The sequence below is a fragment of the Clostridium sp. K13 genome, from assembly GCF_019734195.1.
Lineage (GTDB): Bacteria > Bacillota > Clostridia > Clostridiales > Clostridiaceae > Clostridium.
In genome coordinates this window covers 1-18,739 of record NZ_JAASHM010000011.1, presented here as the reverse complement: position 1 = coordinate 18,739, position 18,739 = coordinate 1, and the positions used below count along the sequence as shown (strand labels likewise).

The 18,739-nt window shown below is 28.8% G+C and carries 18 protein-coding genes and 4 tRNA genes; all 22 read left to right on the top strand.

All coding sequences use genetic code 11. The features are described 5' to 3' along the window. The first annotated feature begins 63 nt into the window (after positions 1-63). Positions 64-345, top strand: coding sequence for a septation regulator SpoVG (gene spoVG / locus HCG76_RS08350; protein ID WP_195989018.1), 282 nt, complete (start codon positions 64-66; stop codon positions 343-345). A gap of 165 nt (positions 346-510) precedes the next feature. Then, entirely contained in the window at positions 511-1,884 is a 1,374-nt protein-coding gene (gene glmU / locus HCG76_RS08345; RefSeq protein WP_221699888.1) for a bifunctional UDP-N-acetylglucosamine diphosphorylase/glucosamine-1-phosphate N-acetyltransferase GlmU, read from the top strand. Between the two features lie 64 nt (positions 1,885-1,948). Then, on the top strand, positions 1,949-2,908 hold the full coding sequence (locus HCG76_RS08340; RefSeq protein WP_221699887.1) for a ribose-phosphate diphosphokinase: 960 nt from the start codon (positions 1,949-1,951) through the stop codon (positions 2,906-2,908). A gap of 138 nt (positions 2,909-3,046) precedes the next feature. Further along, complete coding sequence (locus HCG76_RS08335) at positions 3,047-3,733, top strand: response regulator transcription factor (protein WP_221699886.1); 687 nt, start codon at positions 3,047-3,049, stop codon at positions 3,731-3,733. Further along, complete coding sequence (locus HCG76_RS08330) at positions 3,734-5,143, top strand: HAMP domain-containing sensor histidine kinase (RefSeq protein ID WP_221699885.1); 1,410 nt, start codon at positions 3,734-3,736, stop codon at positions 5,141-5,143. It abuts the gene before it with no gap. A 99-nt stretch (positions 5,144-5,242) separates the two neighbouring features. Continuing rightward, positions 5,243-6,379 carry a S1C family serine protease gene (locus HCG76_RS08325; RefSeq protein WP_221699884.1) on the top strand — a complete coding sequence of 379 codons (1,137 nt, stop codon included), beginning with the start codon at positions 5,243-5,245 and terminating at the stop codon, positions 6,377-6,379. A 202-nt stretch (positions 6,380-6,581) separates the two neighbouring features. Then, positions 6,582-7,157: an aminoacyl-tRNA hydrolase gene (gene pth / locus HCG76_RS08320; protein ID WP_221699883.1), complete on the top strand. Its 576-nt coding sequence runs from the start codon at positions 6,582-6,584 to the stop codon at positions 7,155-7,157. A 24-nt stretch (positions 7,158-7,181) separates the two neighbouring features. Continuing rightward, positions 7,182-10,706, top strand: coding sequence for a transcription-repair coupling factor (gene mfd, locus HCG76_RS08315; protein ID WP_221699960.1), 3,525 nt, complete (start codon positions 7,182-7,184; stop codon positions 10,704-10,706). 84 nt (positions 10,707-10,790) lie between these two features. After that, complete coding sequence (locus tag HCG76_RS08310; protein WP_221699882.1) at positions 10,791-11,804, top strand: peptidylprolyl isomerase; 1,014 nt, start codon at positions 10,791-10,793, stop codon at positions 11,802-11,804. Between the two features lie 215 nt (positions 11,805-12,019). Continuing rightward, positions 12,020-12,568: a stage V sporulation protein T gene (gene spoVT, locus HCG76_RS08305; RefSeq protein ID WP_221699881.1), complete on the top strand. Its 549-nt coding sequence runs from the start codon at positions 12,020-12,022 to the stop codon at positions 12,566-12,568. Between the two features lie 115 nt (positions 12,569-12,683). After that, positions 12,684-14,213, top strand: a complete 1,530-nt coding sequence (locus HCG76_RS08300; protein ID WP_221699880.1) for a putative polysaccharide biosynthesis protein — start codon at positions 12,684-12,686, stop codon at positions 14,211-14,213. A 17-nt stretch (positions 14,214-14,230) separates the two neighbouring features. Then, positions 14,231-15,679, top strand: coding sequence for a nucleoside triphosphate pyrophosphohydrolase (gene mazG, locus HCG76_RS08295; RefSeq protein ID WP_221699879.1), 1,449 nt, complete (start codon positions 14,231-14,233; stop codon positions 15,677-15,679). Between the two features lie 255 nt (positions 15,680-15,934). Continuing rightward, the gene (locus HCG76_RS08290) at positions 15,935-16,210 is read left to right on the top strand and encodes an HU family DNA-binding protein (protein WP_133014601.1); all 276 of its coding nucleotides are present in this window, start codon (positions 15,935-15,937) and stop codon (positions 16,208-16,210) included. Positions 16,211-16,284: 74 nt separating this feature from the next. After that, on the top strand, positions 16,285-16,545 hold the full coding sequence (locus HCG76_RS08285; RefSeq protein WP_221699878.1) for an RNA-binding S4 domain-containing protein: 261 nt from the start codon (positions 16,285-16,287) through the stop codon (positions 16,543-16,545). A gap of 52 nt (positions 16,546-16,597) precedes the next feature. After that, positions 16,598-16,891, top strand: a complete 294-nt coding sequence (gene yabP, locus HCG76_RS08280; protein WP_221699877.1) for a sporulation protein YabP — start codon at positions 16,598-16,600, stop codon at positions 16,889-16,891. 9 nt (positions 16,892-16,900) lie between these two features. Further along, positions 16,901-17,293, top strand: coding sequence for a spore cortex biosynthesis protein YabQ (gene yabQ, locus HCG76_RS08275; RefSeq protein ID WP_221699876.1), 393 nt, complete (start codon positions 16,901-16,903; stop codon positions 17,291-17,293). 81 nt (positions 17,294-17,374) lie between these two features. Then, complete coding sequence (locus HCG76_RS08270) at positions 17,375-17,656, top strand: FtsB family cell division protein (protein ID WP_221699875.1); 282 nt, start codon at positions 17,375-17,377, stop codon at positions 17,654-17,656. A gap of 86 nt (positions 17,657-17,742) precedes the next feature. Continuing rightward, on the top strand, positions 17,743-18,144 hold the full coding sequence (locus HCG76_RS08265) for a S1 domain-containing RNA-binding protein (RefSeq protein ID WP_195990237.1): 402 nt from the start codon (positions 17,743-17,745) through the stop codon (positions 18,142-18,144). Between the two features lie 248 nt (positions 18,145-18,392). Next, positions 18,393-18,479: transfer RNA gene (locus tag HCG76_RS08260), tRNA-Leu, on the top strand. A gap of 20 nt (positions 18,480-18,499) precedes the next feature. Next, a tRNA-Met gene (locus HCG76_RS08255) sits at positions 18,500-18,575 on the top strand. 5 nt (positions 18,576-18,580) lie between these two features. Then, a tRNA-Met gene (locus tag HCG76_RS08250) sits at positions 18,581-18,657 on the top strand. Positions 18,658-18,670: 13 nt separating this feature from the next. Continuing rightward, positions 18,671-18,739 (top strand) — tRNA-Leu (locus HCG76_RS08245).

Here is an 18,739-nt window from a genome sequence, read left to right as displayed (position 1 = left end):
AAAAAGGATTTTTAAACTTTTTATAGAAATAAATTATTATAAAGCAACTGGAGGTGTAGTGAAATGACAATCACAGACGTTAGAATTAGAAAGATAGCAGCAGAAGGAAAAATGAAAGCTATAGTTTCTATAACATTTGATAATGAATTCGTTGTTCATGATATTAAAGTTATCGAAGGACAAAATGGTTTATTTATTGCAATGCCAAGTAGAAAAACACCGGATGGAGAATTTAAAGATATTGCTCATCCAATAAACACAGATACTAGGGAAAAAATTCAAGAATCTATTTTAAAGGCTTATGAAGCTGCAGTAGAGGAAGAAAACGTTGTTATAAATGAATAATAATGTAAATAAGAGGAATATATATCTATATATTCCTCTTATTTTATTATTTTTTTGAAGAGTTGAAATACTTTATTTAATGCAATATAATATATAAGAAATATGCACGAACGTTTTAGGATAAAATTTGTATTTTATCCTTAAATTTTATAGAGAGGTGAGTTTATGTATAAATGTGCTCTAATATTAGCAGCAGGTCAAGGAAAGAGAATTAAATCAGATTTACCTAAAGTCTTGCATAAGGTTTGTGGAAAAGAAATGGTTAATCATGTAATTGACACATTAAGAAAAGAAAATATAGAAGATATAAATGTAATTATAGGTAAAGGTGCTGACTTAGTTAAGGAAAATACTAAATCAAGAAATATTAGCTATTCATTACAAGAAGAACAACTAGGTACAGGTCATGCTGTTAAGTGTGCTATAGATTTCTTAAAAGGAAAAAGGGGAACAGTTGCAATTTTTAATGGAGATGCACCCTTAATAACGGAAGAAACAATAGAAGAGCTATTTAAGACACATAAAGAAAATGGAAACAGTGCAACTATACTTACTTCAATTTTAAATGATGCTTCAGGATATGGAAGAATTATAAGAAAAGGAAATGAAGTATTAAAGATAGTTGAACATAAAGATTGTAATGATGAAGAGCTAAAAGTTAAAGAAATAAACTCAGGAATGTACTGCTTTGAAATTGAGAGCTTAGTTGAATGCTTAGGAAACCTTTCTAATAATAATTCTCAAGGAGAATACTATTTAACAGATGTAATTGGAATGTTAAAAGAAAAAAATGAGAAAGTTGGAGCACTTGTAATAAGTTATGAAGAAACATTAGGAGTAAACTCAAGAGTGCAACTTGCAGAAGTTGAAGCTGTTTTAAGAAAAAGAATAAATAATAAACACTTAGAAAATGGTGTAACTATAATTGATCCTAATACAACATATATTGGAATTGACGTAGAAATAGGTCAAGATACTATAATATATCCAGGAAATGTTCTTGAGGGAAATACTGTGATAGGAAAAAATTGTGTTCTATATCCAAATTCAAGAATAAATAATAGTGTTATTGGTGAGAGTGTAGATATACAATCATCTGTAATATTAGAAAGTAAAATTGGAAATCAAACTACAGTTGGACCTTTTGCTTACATACGTCCAGAATCTATTATTGGAAATAATGTAAGAGTTGGTGATTTTGTAGAAATAAAAAAATCTACAATAGGTAATAATACTAAAGTGTCTCATTTAACATATGTAGGTGATGCTGAAGTTGGTGAAGGTTGTAACTTTGGATGTGGAACTGTTACTGTTAACTATGATGGAAAGAATAAAAATAAAACTATCATAGGAAATAATAGTTTTATTGGATGTAACACAAACTTAATTTCACCAGTTACTGTAGAAGATAACACATATATTGCAGCTGGTTCTACTATTACTAACAATGTAAAAAGCGGAGAATTAGCAGTTGCTAGAGCAAAGCAAAGAAATATTGAAGGTTGGGTAGATAAAAAAGGTCTTATTAAGAAAAAATAATATATATTAAACTATAAGATAAATATGGCAAAAGTCATTGAAAATTAAGGAGGGTCTCACGATTATGATAGCTCATGCGAAAAAAATAAAAATATTTACAGGAAATTCACATCCAGAATTAGCAAAAGAAATTGCGGATTTATTAGGAATACCACTAGGGAATGCTAAGGTTTCAACTTTTAGCGATGGTGAAATATCTGTAGATATTAATGAAACAGTAAGAGGTGTAGATGTATTTATAGTACAATCAACTAGTTCACCAGTTAATAATAACTTAATGGAATTATTAATAATGATAGATGCATTCAAAAGAGCATCAGCTGGTAGAATAACAGCTGTTATTCCTTACTATGGATATGCTAGACAAGACAGAAAGGCAAAATCAAGAGATCCAATTACTGCAAAATTAGTTGCAGACATATTAACAGCAGCAGGAGCAGATAGAGTATTAACAATGGATTTACATGCTTCTCAAATACAAGGATACTTTAACATACCTGTGGACCATCTATTAGGTTCACCAATATTAGCTAAGAGCTTTGTTGAAAAAGGATTTAGTGATCAAGATGATGTAGTAGTTGTATCACCAGACTTAGGAAGTGTTACAAGAGCAAGAAAATTTGCAGACAAATTAAATGCACCAATTGCAATCATTGATAAGAGAAGACCAAAAGCAAATGTATCAGAAATAATGAATATTATTGGAGATATTAATGGTAAGAGATGTATATTAATTGATGATATGATTGATACTGCTGGAACTATAGCAAATGCTGCAAATGCTTTAAAAGAATTAGGAGCAAAAAATGTTTATGCGTGCTGTACTCATGGAGTATTATCAGGACCAGCATTTGAAAGAATAAATAATTCTGCAATTGAAGAATTAGTAATGTTAAACACTATTCCTCTTCCTGAACAAGAAGGGTTAGAGAAGTTTAAGTCTATTTCTGTTGCACCGTTATTTGCAGAAGCAATTAAGAGAATATATGATGATGAGCCAATAAGTAAGTTATTTGAAAATTAATAATTTATGACTGCTACATAAGTAGCAGTCTATTTTTATGTTTTTAAATATTGTGTTACAAATGTAAATTTTATAAAAACTTTATTAGTGTTTTTTTAAATATAGTATAAAATATTAATTAAGGAAGGTGAATAAAAGATGGAAGATAAATTGGGAAAGATATTAATTGTAGATGATGATGCTCATATAAACGAACTTATAGATATGTACTTAAAAAGCGGAGGGTATAGTACTAAAAAGTGTTTTAATGGAAATGATGCTTGTAGTATTGTAACATCAGAAAATATTGGATTAGTAATACTAGATGTTATGCTACCAGGAAAAGATGGAATTGAAGTGCTTAAATACATAAGAAAAAGCAGTGATGTGCCAGTAATAATGTTAACTGCTAAAGGTGAAATATTTGATAAAGTGCTAGCATTAGAATTAGGTGCAGATGATTATATGGTAAAGCCATTTGATCCTAAGGAGTTATTGGCAAGAGTTAAAGCTGTAACAAGAAGATACGTTGTTGATAATCAATCAAAGGATGTAATTAAATATTCAGATTTAATAATTGATATTGGAGCATATGAGGTAACATATAAAGAAAATATTGTGAAATTAGCTCCTAAAGAGTTAGAATTACTTCATTTTATGGCAAGTAATCCTAATAAAGTTTTTACTAGAGAGCAACTTATGTATGAAGTTTGGGGATATGATTATCCTGGTGATTCAAGAACTGTAGACGTTCATATAAAAAGATTAAGAGAAAAGGTTAAAGGTGGAGAAAAATGGGAACTTCAAACAGTTTGGGGTGTTGGGTATAAGTTTGAGGTGAGATAGGTGAAGAAAAATAGTATAGTACGAAAGCTAATAATTACTTTTTCTTCAATAACTGGAGGGCTATTAATACTTGTAGGATTAGTATTAACTGTTGGGTTTTATAGAATTAGTCATAATGAACTTATAGATACACTAAATAAACAATTAGATGTTGTTTCAGAAGCTGTAGGAAGTTATTTAAAACATCAAGAAGGTAGTTATGAGGAAGTTAATCGATTATTAAAGATAGCATGTTTAACTAATGATATGGATGGTATTGTGGTAGATAGATTGGGATACATATATATGGTATCTAATAGTGAATATAGCAATCTTAAATATACTAATATAGATATACCAGATACCCAAATGTCGACTAATGGAAATATTGTGTATAGAAAGATTTTAATAAAAGAAACTCATGATTCAAAAGTAGGGGCATTTATAAAGCCTATTTATTCTAATGATCAATTAGATGGATATATAATAATGGTTGAAAATGATCCTATAAATGAAAAACATACAGTAATTATAATATGGATATCTATTATATTAGCAATAATAGTTGCAGGTGCTATTGTAAAGTATTTTGCTCAATTATTATTAGTGCAACCAATAGAAGAAATTAATAAGGCTGCTAAAAGATTAGCAAAAGGTAATGTGGCAGAGAGAGTAAAGGTTAATGGAAACAATGAAATAGGGGAATTAGCCCAATCATTTAATAGTATGGCGCAATCTATAGAAGAGTCAGACAATATTAGAAAAGAATTTATCTCAAATGTTTCTCACGAATTACGTTCTCCTATAACTTCAATAAAAGGATTTATTGGAGGAATATTAGATGGGGTTATACCAAGAGATAGGGAAAATTATTATTTAAAAATTGTTTATGATGAAGTTGATAGATTAGCTAGACTTGTTAATGATTTATTAGATATATCAGCAATGGAATCAGGAAAATTCAACATGAGTATTTCGGAGTTCGATATTAATCAGACAATAAGTTTGTGTATATTAAATTTAGAAAATAAAATACAAGCAAAAGGATTAAATGTTAAAGCAACATTTCACGAAAAAAGATGTTTCGCAATAGGTGATAGAGATAGGATACTTCAAGTTGTTACTAATTTACTTGAAAATGCAGTTAAATATAGTGATGATAATGGGCAAATAGAAGTTAATATATCAACGAAGGGTGAAAAAATATTTGTAAGTATATTTAACTCAGGTAATACTCTTTCGGAACAAGATTTAAACCATATTTGGGATAGATTTTATAAGAGTGATAAGTCAAGAACTAATAAGATTAGTACAGGGTTAGGTTTACCAATAGTTAGATTGATATTATCACAGCATAATCAAGATATTTGGGCAGAAAATGTAGATGATAGAGGTGTAAGATTTATATTTACATTACAAAGGAACAACTAAGGTAATAAGTTGCAATTTTAATATCAAAAATTAGATTTTACTATATTATTCGAAATATTAATTTTAAAATGTACAATATTTCAATAATCGGAGGTAGATATGAATAATAGGGAAGACAGAAAAGAAAAAGTATCAAATACTCCACAAGGTAGGATATCTAATATAATTTTTGAAAAGAAAAATAATACTCAAGCAAGAGTAAAGTTTGGTGTTAAGATAATTCTGTATGTAGTAATAGCAGGATTTTTAGGAGCAATTATATCTAATATAAATATCAAAAATAAGTATGGTGGGGTTATCCAGCAGGTTAAAGAAATTAAAAAAAGTACAGATATGGTTATATTAGATTATACAAAAGTTATAAAGAAAGTATCCCCATCATTAGTTAGTATTAGTGATTCAGAAGAAAAACTTGTTGAAGACAGTTATTTTGAAGGAAATACAACAGGAGTTATAATAGATTCAAGCGGAATAATCTTAACAAATTATTCTGCTATTAAAGAGAAAAAACATATATATGTAAAATTATCATCTGTAGCAGCAATGCCAATAGAAGCTCAAATCTTAGTTGAAAATGAAGCGAGAAATTTGGCAATAATAAAAATAGAATTTGAAGGAGAGTTACAACCTATAAAAATGGCAGATCCTTATACTATAAAAGAAGGACAGGGAATAGTTGTATTAGGAAATGCTATAGGAGATGAATATATAGGTAGTTCAATACCAGGAATTATTACATCGAAAAATGAAAAGTTAATTTTAGGAGATGGAAAAGAGCAATTGCTTTTACAAATAAATGCTCCTATTAACGAGAAAAATACTGGTGGTGCAATTTGTAACTCTAATGGTGAATTAGTTGGAATCGCAGATTTATCTATTACTAAAGAGCGAAATGAAGAAGGGCTTTATTATGGAATGCAAATGGAAGAACTTCAAGATATGATTAATTCAACAAATACATTTAAGAAGATTCTAGGAATAAATGAGGGTGGAGTAATAGTAGATGAAACTAGGAATTTTAGTGGTTTCTACATACAAGAGTTAGATAAAAACGGAAGTGCATATTTAGCTGGTATTAAACCTACAGATATAATCATAGAAGTAAATGGATATGAAGTTGTGAATGTTGATGATTTAATAAAATTACTACAAGATAAGAAAAAAGGTGATATATTACATTGTAAGGTATTGAGTGAAGGCGAAATGAAAAATATAGATATCAAAATATTGTTATAAAAAGCTTTAGACTAATTCTAAATAAGAGTTAGTCTAATTTTTTTCATAAATGAGAATCTAAATTTTTTAATTTGGTTAATCAAACTTACACCTGAGAATAGAAGTGAGCAGTGTGTTTCATAATAAATAATAAAAAACTTTCATTGTTGAAAAAAATGGTATAATATAAAATAGTCACTTTAAAAGTAACGGAGGAATAAAAATGTTTTTAATAGTTGGATTAGGAAATCCAGGAAAAGAATACGATGGGACAAGACACAATATAGGATTTGCGGCTGTAGATTATATTGCTGATAAGTATAATATAGAATTAAATAGGATAAAATTTAAAGGTGTGTTTGGTGAAGGATTTATAGAAGGAAAAAAAGTAATCTTATTAAAGCCAACTACGTATATGAATTTAAGTGGAGAAAGTATTAGAGAAGTAATAAACTTTTATAAAATTTCAAATGAAGAAGTAATTGTGATTTATGATGATATTAGCTTAGAAGTAGGCAGACTAAGAATTAGAGAGAAAGGTAGCCATGGTGGGCATAATGGAATAAAAAGTATTATAGCTAACTTAGGCACTGATGTATTTCCGAGAGTTAAAATTGGTGTAGGGGCACCAAAGGGAAATTTAGTTTCACATGTATTAGGAAAATTTAGTGAAGATGAAATTGAAGTTTTAAGAGAAACAATAAAAGCTTCAAGTGATGCAGTAAGCATAATAATGAAAGCTGATATTAAAGAAGCTATGAATAAATTAAATGGGTTTAATGCATGTAAAGAAAGTTAAAGAGAATTTATGGAAGGTGATAAAATGAGGTTACAAGGGCTATTACAACCCTTACAAGAAAATGATAAGTTTATTACAGCAATAAATAGTATAAAGAATAGAAGATTTCCAATAAATATAGCAGGGTTATCGGAATCAGGTAAAAGCTATATAATAGATGGAATATTTAATGAAATAGATAATTCGTTGGTTGTAGTAACACATAATGAGCTTGAGGCTAAAAATTTATATGAAGATTTAAGTCTTTATTCTACTAATGTATATTTCTTACCTATAAGAGAAGTTGTATTTTATAATGTTGATGCAATTTCAGGAGACCTTAGATGGGCAAGATTAAAGGTAATAAAAGAGATACTTAATAATAAAGACAAAAAAATAATAGTTACATCAGTAGATGCTATAACTGCATTATATACACCTAGACAAAAGTACTTAAATTACAGTATTACTATAAAAAATGGCGATGAAGTAGATTTAAAAGATATTTCAAAAAAATTAATTGAATGTGGATATGAAAGAGTTGAAGTGGTAGAAGGAAAAGGTGAATTTTCATTTAGAGGAGGGATATTAGATGTTTTCCCTCCTACAGCTGTTTATCCATATAGAATTGAGCTTTTTGGGGATGAAATAGATTCTATTAGAACCTTTAATATAGAATCTCAAAGAAGTATTGAAAAGGTTAAATCTATAGAAATTTTCCCAGCAAAAGAAGTAATTGTAGATGAAGAAGCAAAGAAAAGCGCAAATGATAAAATGATTAGTGAACTTGATTCTATAATTGAAAAATCTAATAATAAAAATAATGATCAAGTTGATAAAATAAAAAGAATAATTAATAAGAATTTAGAGATGCTAAATGAAACTTCAACATTTGAAACAGTAGATAGTTATTTACCTTTCTTTTATGAAGATATGGAATCTCTTTTTGATTATTTAGATGGATATACGTTTATTATTGATGATTTAAAGAGATGTGAGGGTAAAATTCAAAGCATATACTATGAATTTAATGAAAATTATTTAGCATTTCTTCAAAGAGGAGACATATTACCTTCACAAAATAAATTATTAATAGATAAAGAAGAATTGTTCATAAAGTTAGAAAGAACTGATGTCATTACATTAAGTCCATTTGATTCAAAATCAGATATATTATTTCCAATTACCAGTATAGAATTAAATCAAATTACGTCTAATAGTTATAATGGACAATTAGATTTATTAATTGAAGATATAAAAACAAGAAAATCAAAAGGCTTTAGAACTTTAATATTAGCAGGGACTAGAACTAGAGGAGAGAGACTAGTAAAAACACTTAGAGAAAGAGATGTCGAAAGTGTTTATAAGGATCAAGTAGATAATATTGAGTTAGGTCAAGCGGTAGTTACATTTGGAAATTTAATAAAGGGGTTTGAATACCCAGATTTAAAGGTATGTGTAATATCTGATAAAGAAGTATTTGGTGAGGCTAAAAAGTCATTACCTAAAAAGACAAATAAGAAAAAAGGTGTAGGTAAGATTACTAGTTTTGCAGAGCTAAAGCCAGGAGATTACGTTGTACATGCAAATCATGGAATAGGTGTATTTAAGGGAATTAAGCAAATTGATATAGCTGGAAATACGCGAGACTACTTAGATATCGTGTATGATAAGGGTGATAAGCTTTATGTTCCAGTTGATCAACTAGATTTAGTTCAAAAGTATATTGGAAGTGAAGGAAAGACACCTAAAATAAACAAACTTGGTAGTAATGATTGGCAGAAGGCAAAAGCAAAGGTTAGAAAATCTATAAATGAAATTGCTGAAGATTTGGTGAAGCTATATGCGGCTAGAGCTACTTTAAAAGGTTATAAATACTCTAAAGATACAGAGTGGCAAATGCAATTTGAAGATGAATTTCCATATGAAGAAACTCCAGATCAATTAACTTCATTAGAGGAAATAAAACACGATATGGAATCCGATAAGCCTATGGATAGATTACTTTGTGGAGATGTAGGTTACGGTAAAACAGAGGTAGCTATAAGAGCTGCTTTTAAAGCTGTTATGGATGGAAAGCAAGTTGCTTTTCTTGTTCCAACAACTATATTAGCAGAACAACATTATAAAAATTTGAAAAAAAGATTTTCAGATTTTCCAGTAAAGATAGATATGATAAGCAGATTTAGAACTGCAAAGCAACAAAAGGCTACTTTGCAGGCTTTAAAAGAAGGAAATGTAGATATATTAATTGGAACTCATAGATTAGTATCAAAAGATATTTCTTTTAAGGATTTAGGGTTATTAATAGTTGATGAAGAGCAAAGATTTGGAGTTGCGCAAAAAGAAAAAATTAAATCTTTAAAGAAAAATGTAGATGTGCTTACATTAAGTGCAACACCTATTCCAAGAACTCTTCATATGTCACTTACTGGTGTTAGAGATATATCAGTTATAGAAACTCCTCCAGAAGAAAGATATCCAATTCAAACATATGTTGTAGAACAAAATGATCAACTTATTCGAGATGCAATATTAAGAGAAGTGGGAAGAGAAGGTCAAGTTTATTTTGTATATAATAGAGTAGAAAGTATACAAGGTATGGCAAATTATATAAGAGAATTAGTGCCAGAATGTAAAGTAGGGATTATACATGGGCAGATGACAGAAAAAGAACTTGAAGCTGAAATGATAAACTTTATGCAAAAAGAATATGATGTTTTAGTATGTACAACTATAATAGAAACAGGCATTGATATACCAAATGTAAATACAATGATAGTAAATAATGCAGATAAAATGGGATTATCTCAATTATATCAATTAAGAGGAAGAGTTGGACGTTCAAATAAAATAGCTTATGCATACTTTATGTACACTAAAGATAAAGTTCTAACTGAAGTAGCGGAAAAGAGACTTAAGGCCCTAAAAGATTTTACAGAGCTTGGTTCAGGATTTAAAATAGCTATGAGAGATTTAGAAATAAGAGGAGCAGGAAATATGATGGGTTCATCTCAGCATGGTCATATGGCTGCTATAGGATATGATTTATATTGTAGAATGTTAGAAGATACTGTTAAGTTAATAAAGGGTGAAATAGAACAAGAACCTATCGAAACTACTGTTGATATTAAGATTGATGCATATATTCCATCTTCATATATAGAAGATGAAATACAAAAAATTGAAGTTTATAAGAAAATAGCAGCGATTGAAAATATGAATGATTATAATGATATCAAAGAAGAGTTAGAAGATAGATATTCGGTTGTTCCGGAAGCTGTTTATAATTTAATGGATATAGCATATATTAAAAGTTTGGCGAAGGTTATTTTAATTGAAGAAATAAAGGAAAACCAAAAGGAAGTAAGATTTAAATTCCAAAAGGGATATAAGAATATTAATAAGATATATGAAGTGCTTTTAAAGAAATATAAAGATAAGGTAGTATTATACTTTGGAGATACTCCATTTTTTGCTGTAAGAATTAATTCTCTAAAGAAAGAAGAGTTATTGAACTTTTATAAAGAACTTCTTAAGGAATTAATTGAAAATTCACGTAAAAAATAGACAGTAAAATTTGAATAAAAAGGATATTACTGATATACTAATTTATATAACAAATTATTATTTAAGTAAAGTGAGGGAAACAAATTGAGAAAAATAAAAAATATAGTAGTAGTTGCTGCTATAACTGCGATGGCTTTTTCGATAACAGGGTGTAAAATGGTAGAAAAGACTCCAGAGGCTATACAAAAAACTGTTTTAGCAAAGGTTGGAGATGAAAAAGTTACTATGGCTGATGTTAATAGTGAATTACAAGCAAACATAGACTATTTAGTAGAGACATATGGTGAAGATTATGAAAATACTATTGACGATAGTTTAAAAAAGCAGTTAAAAACTGCTAGAACACAAGTGTTAGAACAATTAGTTAATGATAAAGTTTTAATAACTAAGGGAACTGAACTTGGGTACATTCCATCAGATAATGAATTAGCTACTGCAATAGAAGAAGAAAAAGCAAAGTTTACAGAAGCATATGGCGGAGAAGAAGGATTAAAAGAAGCGTTGGAATATTATGGTATGACTGATGAAAAGTTTAATTCATTTATAGAAAATATGGTTAAAACTGATAAAGTTAAAGAAGCTATAACAAAAGATGTAACTGTAAGTGATGAAGAAGTTCAACAATATTATAATGATAATATTGATAAATATACAACTAAGCCAGGAGCAAATGCTAAACATATTTTATTTGAAACTGAAGAAGAAGCACAAGCAGCTAAGAATAAAATTGATTCAGGAGAAGCTACTTTTGAAGATTTATATTCACAATATGAAGCTAATAAGGCTGCAGGAACTAAGCCTTTATCAGAAGATTTAGGATATGTTGCAAATGAACAAGAAGGTTTTGATACAGATTTCTTAGCAGGATTCAAGACTTTAAAAGATGGTGAAGTTTCAGCACCTGTTAAAAGTTCATATGGATACCATATAATTAAAGTTGAAGGTATTCAAACTGAAGAGAAAGTAACTCCACTTGATGATGTTAAAGAAAGTATAAAATCTACTTTATTAAGTCAAAAACAACAAGAACTATATAACTCAACATTAGAACAATGGAAAAAGGATTTAAATGTTAAGTTATATGAAGATAAGTTATAATTATTAATTAAGGGTCAAGCAAAATTTAGATTTTGCTTGACCTTTTTTTATTTAAATTTCTAATTTTTCGTTGATTTATTGCCATAGACTTCAAAGAATTCCTCAATAAATAGTAAAGGATAAATATTGGGTATATGTGTATAAAATTTCTAATAGTTCAAATAATAATACTGCAGTTAATTATATAAACTTAATTAAGGAGGTAGCTCATAATAATGAAAGCGACAGGAATAGTTAGACGTATTGATGATTTAGGAAGAGTAGTTATACCAAAAGAAATAAGAAGAACTTTAAGAATTAGAGAAGGAGATCCATTAGAAATATTTACAGATAGAGAAGGTGGAGTAATATTAAAAAAATATTCACCTATCGGAGAATTAACAGATTTCTCTAAAGAATATGCTGAAAGTTTACAACAATCAATTGGACATATTGTTCTAATTGCCGATAAAGATGCTTTTATATCTGTAAGTGGAGCAACAAAAAAAGATTATTTTGAAAGAAAAATAAGTTCTGAATTAGAGGCTATTATGGATGGAAGGAAGGCTTCTATAATAATAGAAGAAAGTAAAACAATACCTCTACATAATGATGAGGACCAAGGTGAATATACAAGCCAAGTAATTGCACCGATAATTACTGAAGGTGATGCTATTGGAGCAGTACTTATAGTTTCAAAGGATTCAGGAGAAAAATTTGGTGATTTACAATTAAAGTTAGCAGAAACTGCAGCAGCTTTCTTAGGAAAGCAAATGGAACAATAAATAATTAAATACATATTACAATATTTGTTAAATAAATGCAGAATATATGTAATAATACCTCTAAGCTTTAAATAAAAATTAGTAGTAGTCAGTAATTTGAGTTTGGAGGTATTTTATGAAAAAGCAATCTCTCATAAAAGGAAGCTTGGTATTAGGGTTAGCAGGTATGGTGGCAAAGGTACTAGGATTTTTCTTTAGATGGCCATTAATAATGCTAATAGGTGACGAAGGAATAGGATATTATCAGTTGTCTTATCCCTTATATATGTTTTTCGTAGCTATGGCAAGCGGCGTACCAGTTGCAGTTTCAAAAATGATTTCAGAAAAAAATGCAGTTGGAGATATAGAAGGAAGCTACGAAGTTGTTAAAGAATCATCTTATTTGATGATGACTTTAGGAATTGGAACTTCCATTATATTATTCCTTTTTGCAAAGCCTATAATTAATTTTTTAAAGTGGGACATGAAATCCTATTATGCTTTGATAGGAATATCTTTTGCACCAATGATGGTTTCGTTTGTAAGTATATTTAGAGGATTTTTTCAGGGATTACAAAACATGACTCCATCAGGAACATCACAAATATTAGAGCAAATAGGTAGAGTAATAATAGGAGTTGGACTAGCTTATATACTTTTACCTAAGGGAATTGAGTACTCTGCTGGTGGAGCAGCATTTGGAGCAGCTGGTGGAGCTATGATAGCATGTTTATATTTATGGTTTAAATATTTACGTGTAAGAAGAGAAATGGGAATTAAAAAGGTAAAGACCAACACCGAAGTATTAAATCAAATATTGAAAATAGCAATTCCTATTTCCTTAGGTGCTACAGTTGGAACTATAATGAATTTAATAGACTCAATTTTAGTTCCACAAAAATTAATAGAATCAGGGGTTGTTAATGCCACAGCATTATATGGACAACTTACTGGCAAAGCTGCTGTATTGGTAAATATACCATTAACATTATCTATGGCAATATGTACATCATTAATTCCTATAATTTCAGAGCATTATATACTAAACAGAAAAGAAGAAATGCAAAGTAAAATAAATATAGCAATGAAATTATCAGCGGTAATAGCATTGCCATGTGCTTTAGGAATGTTCTGTTTAGCTGGGCCAATAATGAAATTGGTGTTTTTTGATAAGTATGAGGGGATAGAAATATTGAGATATCTTTCAATATCTATTCCATTTATAATAGTAACGCAAACAACTACATCTATATTACAAGCAACTAATCACTATATAAGACCAGTCATTAATTTGGTAATAGGATGTATTGTAAAAGTAGTTTTAACAGCTACGTTAGTTCCTATACCAAGCATAAATGTTTTTGGAGCTGTAATAGCAAGTATTGCTGCTTATGTTGTAGTTACTATATTAAATCTTATAGCACTTAAAACTAAAGCTAAATGTAAGGTAAGTGTATATGACTCTTTTATAAAACCAGGTTATGCTTCAGTTGCAATGATTACTGTAGTTTTATTTAGTTATAATTTTATTATGGAAAGAGTAGATAGTAATAGTATTTCTTGCTTATTATCAATATTTATGGGTATTATTATATATATGATAGCTATTTTAATCTTTAAAGTATTTGAAGTTGATGAAATAAAGAATAGATTAGCAAGAAAATGATATAAGGAGAGTACTATATGATAAAAATAGTTGGATTAGGACCAGGTTCACCAGATGCACTAACTATAGGAGCTGTTGAAGCATTACAAGAAAGTGAAAATTTGTATTTTAGAACGGAAAAGCATCCTACAGTTGATTACTTAAAAAATAGATTAACATCTTTCAAAACTTGTGATAACTATTATGAAGAGGGAAGCAGTTTTGATGAGGTATATTCTAATATTGCAAAAAATATGATTGAAGAATATAAAATAGTTGGAGAATTGGTTTATGCAGTTCCTGGTCATCCATTAGTTGCAGAAAGATCAGTTTTAAACTTAATTAATTTATGTAATGAAAATAATATTGAATATAAGATATTACCAGCAGTTAGCTTTGTTGATGCTATGATGGATAGATTGCAAATAGATCCAATAGAAGGATTAAAGATAATAGATGCTTTTGATATTAAGAATCAAATTTTAGATAAAAGAATTGGAACTATAATAACACAAGTTTATAATCCATTAATAGCATCAGAGGTTAAATTAGAATTATTAGAATATTATAATGATGATACTGAAATTTATTATGTTAGGGCTGCAGGAATAGAAGGAGAAGAATCTATAAGAAAAATTCCAATATATGAACTTGATATGCAAGAAGATATAGATTATTTAACTTCTGTATATATTCCTAAGGATGTAAATAATAAAAAAGATTTCTATGACTTAATTAATACAATAGAAGTTTTAAGAAGTGAAGATGGATGTGCATGGGATAGAGAGCAAACTCATGAAAGTATAAAAAATTCACTTTTAGAAGAAACTTATGAGGTTATTGAAGCTATAGAAGAGGACGATATAGATGGATTAATTGAAGAGCTAGGAGATGTATTACTACAAGTAGTATTCCATTCAGTAATAGGGAAAGAAGATGGATATTTTAATATATCAGATGTAATAGAAGCAATAACATCTAAGATGATTTATAGACATCCACATGTTTTTGATAACAAAAGCTCTAAAAGTTCTGATGAAGTGCTAGAAAATTGGGATGAACTTAAAAAGAAAGAGAAAAGTTATGAAACTCTTACTGAAGAAATAAATGGAATAGCAAAAACATTACCAGCTATGATAAAAGCACATAAAGTACAAAAGAAGGCTGCTAAAGTAGGGTTTGACTTTGAAGGTGTAGATGAGGCAGTTAAAAAGATTGAAGAAGAAATAAATGAAGTATTAGATGTATATAAAACCAATAATAGGGAAAAAATAATAAATGAAGTTGGAGATTTATTATTTGCATGCGTTAATGTATCTAGGTTACTAAATATAGATGAAGAAGAAGCATTAAATAAATCTACTAAAAAGTTTATAAAAAGATTTAGCTTTATTGAAGATAATGTATTGAAACAAGGAAGAGATTTAAAGAGTGTTACATTAGATGAGATGAATGAACTTTGGGAAGATTCTAAGAAGTACGATTAATAAAGAAAAAAGTGAATTTTCTGCATGAATAGAAGGATTTTTAAAGTTTATGCAGAATAATTTTAAAGAGAATAATAAATTAATGACTATACTACAAGAAAAAGTTGTAATAAATATATTTTTATAGAAAAATACCCATATTACTATAGACTACTTAATAAAGTGGATATATAATAAGGTAATGTAGTTATAGTACATAAGTAAAAATAGTTAACTACAATATTTTTAACTGTTTATTTAAGGAGGATGTAAATCGTGAATAAAGCAGAATTAATTACTAGCATGGCTGAAAAAAGCCAATTAACAAAGAAAGATGCAGAAGCAGCTTTAAAAGCATTTATTGATTCAGTTCAAGAAGCTTTAGAAAATGGAGAAAAAGTTCAATTAGTTGGATTTGGTACTTTTGAAACTAGAGAAAGAGCAGCTAGAGAAGGAAGAAACCCAAGAACTAAAGAAACTATAAACATTCCAGCTTCAACTGTTCCAGTATTCAAAGCAGGAAAAGAGTTCAAAGAAAGAGTTAATAAGTAATTATAAATGTAAGCCCGAGTTATCTCGGGTTTTTTAATATAAAAAAATAAGTTTTATATGAAGGAGAAAAATAAATGAGATTAGATAAATATTTAAAAGTTTCAAGAATAATAAAAAGAAGAACGGTTGCAAAAGAGGCTTGTGAGGGTGGAAGAGTTGCTATTAATGATAAGGTAGCTAAACCATCTACTGATGTTAAAGAAGGAGATATAATCGAAATAACATTTGCAAACAGAAAGTTAAAGGCAAAAATTATAAATATAGCAGAACATGTAAGAAAAGAAAATGCTAAGGAAATGTATGAAATATTAGAAGGAATAGAAGACCAAGAATAATTTTTAAATATACTTCATATATTTAATCAAGAAATGTATGGAGGAATAGATAATGGAGAAAAAAGTAGATAATAAAATTGAGGATAATAAAGGTAATATTACATTAGAAAATAGAAAGAAGATGACTTTAACAGGTGTAGAAGAAGTTATTAGTTTTGATGATGAAAAAATATTACTTAATACTAAACTAGGAGCACTAACAATAAAGGGTTTAAATCTGAAAATGAATAAATTAGATGTGCAAAATGGTGATGTAATGATAAATGGAGAAATATATTATATTGTTTATAGCGGTAAAGAAATAAAAAAAGAAAAGGAAAGCATATTAGGAAGGCTTTTCAAATAGGAGGTTATTATGCCATTAGATACAAATGTACAATTTAGCATTATATTGTATGCATTATTGGCAGGTATATTAACCGGCTTAATGTTTGATTTATATAGAATAATTAGAGGTAGTAAAGTTCCAAAAGTTGTAATAGTAATAGAAGATACATTATTTTGGGTATTAGCTGCTATGGTTATTTTTGCATTTCTCCTTTATACAAATTTTGCATTTTTAGGTCCGTATGTTTATATATTTATGTTAATATCTTTAGCAATATATATGAAGTTTATCAGTAATAAATGTATAAATTTTGAGTTGTATGTAGTTAATGCTGTTGGAAAAGTATTTAGAATTATTTTCAAAAATATATCATATCCATTTAAGATAATATTTCATAATATTACTGGAAAAAATAATTAGTATAAAAATATCTTGAATTAAATATGTAGAGTGTTTACAATATATTTATAGAATGATATAAAAGAAGGGTATTATATATTTATGAAAAAAAACATAAACCTTAAGGGAATTATTGTTGTTTTAATTATAGGAGTTTTTAGTATATGCTTAGTAAAGCAATTAACTGTACTAAGAAGGATAAAGAACGATATTGCTATTCAAACTCAAGAATTACAAGAGTTGAAGGAAAAAAATATTAAGTTGCAAGCAGAGCTAGATAGAGCACAGAGTAATAATGAATATTTAGAAAAGTTAGCAAGAGAGAGATTAGGGCTAATAAAGGATGGCGAGCAACAAATTATTCCAGATGATAGTTCAGAATAGTATTGGTTTAAGTTTAAATTTCTATTAATGTGGTTATTATTAATAATAACATAGATTATTTAATTTTAAGGAGGATTCTTTGTAAAATGACCTTAATGGCAGGAAACATATTAGAGGGTACAGTGGTAAATATTACGAACTTCGGAGCTTTCGTAGAAATAGAAGGTAAGACAGGATTAGTTCATATTTCAGAAGTTGCAGATTCTTTTGTAAAAGATATAAGACAGCATCTTAATGAACAAGATAAGGTTAAGGTAAAAGTTATATCAATAGATGATAATGGTAAGATTAGCTTATCTATTAAGCAAGCTAATGTTAAGAAAAAGTCAGTTAAACCAGCTGAAATTGAATGGACAGCTGAAAAGAAGAAAGCAGCTCCAGCAAATTTTGAAGATATAATGTCTAGATTCTTAAAAGATAGTGAAGAAAGACAACAAGACTTCAAAAAACATCAAGAATTTAAAGCAAGATCAAAAAAAAGTTTTTAGATTTGAGACATAATATAGTTTTATATATAAGAGAGAGATGATATGTTTTTATTATCATTCTCTTTTTTTATGTACTTTTTTTATATTTTAATTATAAAATTTTAAAGTAGGAGCTCTAGAAGTGGCCATTTTGCTAGCCTTAGCAAGGAAAATAAAAAAATATAAAAAAAAGAGAAAAAAATGTTGACAGTATTATGTTCATCATATATAATTAATTTTGTCGTCAGGTGACGGCAACAAATAAATACGCTGAAGTGGCGGAACAGGCAGACGCACAGGACTTAAAATCCTGCGGTAGCGATACCGTACCGGTTCGATTCCGGTCTTCAGCACCAAACTAAATTCAACTTAATAACGCGGGGTGGAGCAGTTGGCAGCTCGTCGGGCTCATAACCCGAAGGTCGTAGGTTCAAGTCCTGCCCCCGCAACCAAACATGGCGGAATAGCTCAGCTGGCTAGAGCACTCGGTTCATACCCGAGGTGTCGTAGGTTCAAGTCCTATTTCCGCTACCATATACGCTGAAGTGGCGGAACAGGCAGACGCACAGGACTTAAAATCCTGCGGTAGCGATACCGTACCGGTTCGATTCCGGTC

Excerpts from the sequence above, each read along its gene's own strand:
- spoVG (WP_195989018.1), top strand. The coding sequence starts at position 64 with ATGACAATCACAGACGTTAGAATTAGAAAGATAGCAGCAGAAGGAAAA.
- glmU (WP_221699888.1), top strand. The coding sequence starts at position 511 with ATGTATAAATGTGCTCTAATATTAGCAGCAGGTCAAGGAAAGAGAATT.
- HCG76_RS08340 (WP_221699887.1), top strand. The coding sequence starts at position 1,949 with ATGATAGCTCATGCGAAAAAAATAAAAATATTTACAGGAAATTCACAT.
- HCG76_RS08335 (WP_221699886.1), top strand. The coding sequence starts at position 3,047 with ATGGAAGATAAATTGGGAAAGATATTAATTGTAGATGATGATGCTCAT.
- HCG76_RS08325 (WP_221699884.1), top strand. The coding sequence starts at position 5,243 with ATGAATAATAGGGAAGACAGAAAAGAAAAAGTATCAAATACTCCACAA.
- pth (WP_221699883.1), top strand. The coding sequence starts at position 6,582 with ATGTTTTTAATAGTTGGATTAGGAAATCCAGGAAAAGAATACGATGGG.
- mfd (WP_221699960.1), top strand. The coding sequence starts at position 7,182 with ATGAGGTTACAAGGGCTATTACAACCCTTACAAGAAAATGATAAGTTT.
- spoVT (WP_221699881.1), top strand. The coding sequence starts at position 12,020 with ATGAAAGCGACAGGAATAGTTAGACGTATTGATGATTTAGGAAGAGTA.
- HCG76_RS08300 (WP_221699880.1), top strand. The coding sequence starts at position 12,684 with ATGAAAAAGCAATCTCTCATAAAAGGAAGCTTGGTATTAGGGTTAGCA.
- mazG (WP_221699879.1), top strand. The coding sequence starts at position 14,231 with ATGATAAAAATAGTTGGATTAGGACCAGGTTCACCAGATGCACTAACT.
- HCG76_RS08285 (WP_221699878.1), top strand. The coding sequence starts at position 16,285 with ATGAGATTAGATAAATATTTAAAAGTTTCAAGAATAATAAAAAGAAGA.
- yabP (WP_221699877.1), top strand. The coding sequence starts at position 16,598 with ATGGAGAAAAAAGTAGATAATAAAATTGAGGATAATAAAGGTAATATT.
- yabQ (WP_221699876.1), top strand. The coding sequence starts at position 16,901 with ATGCCATTAGATACAAATGTACAATTTAGCATTATATTGTATGCATTA.
- HCG76_RS08270 (WP_221699875.1), top strand. The coding sequence starts at position 17,375 with ATGAAAAAAAACATAAACCTTAAGGGAATTATTGTTGTTTTAATTATA.
- HCG76_RS08265 (WP_195990237.1), top strand. The coding sequence starts at position 17,743 with ATGACCTTAATGGCAGGAAACATATTAGAGGGTACAGTGGTAAATATT.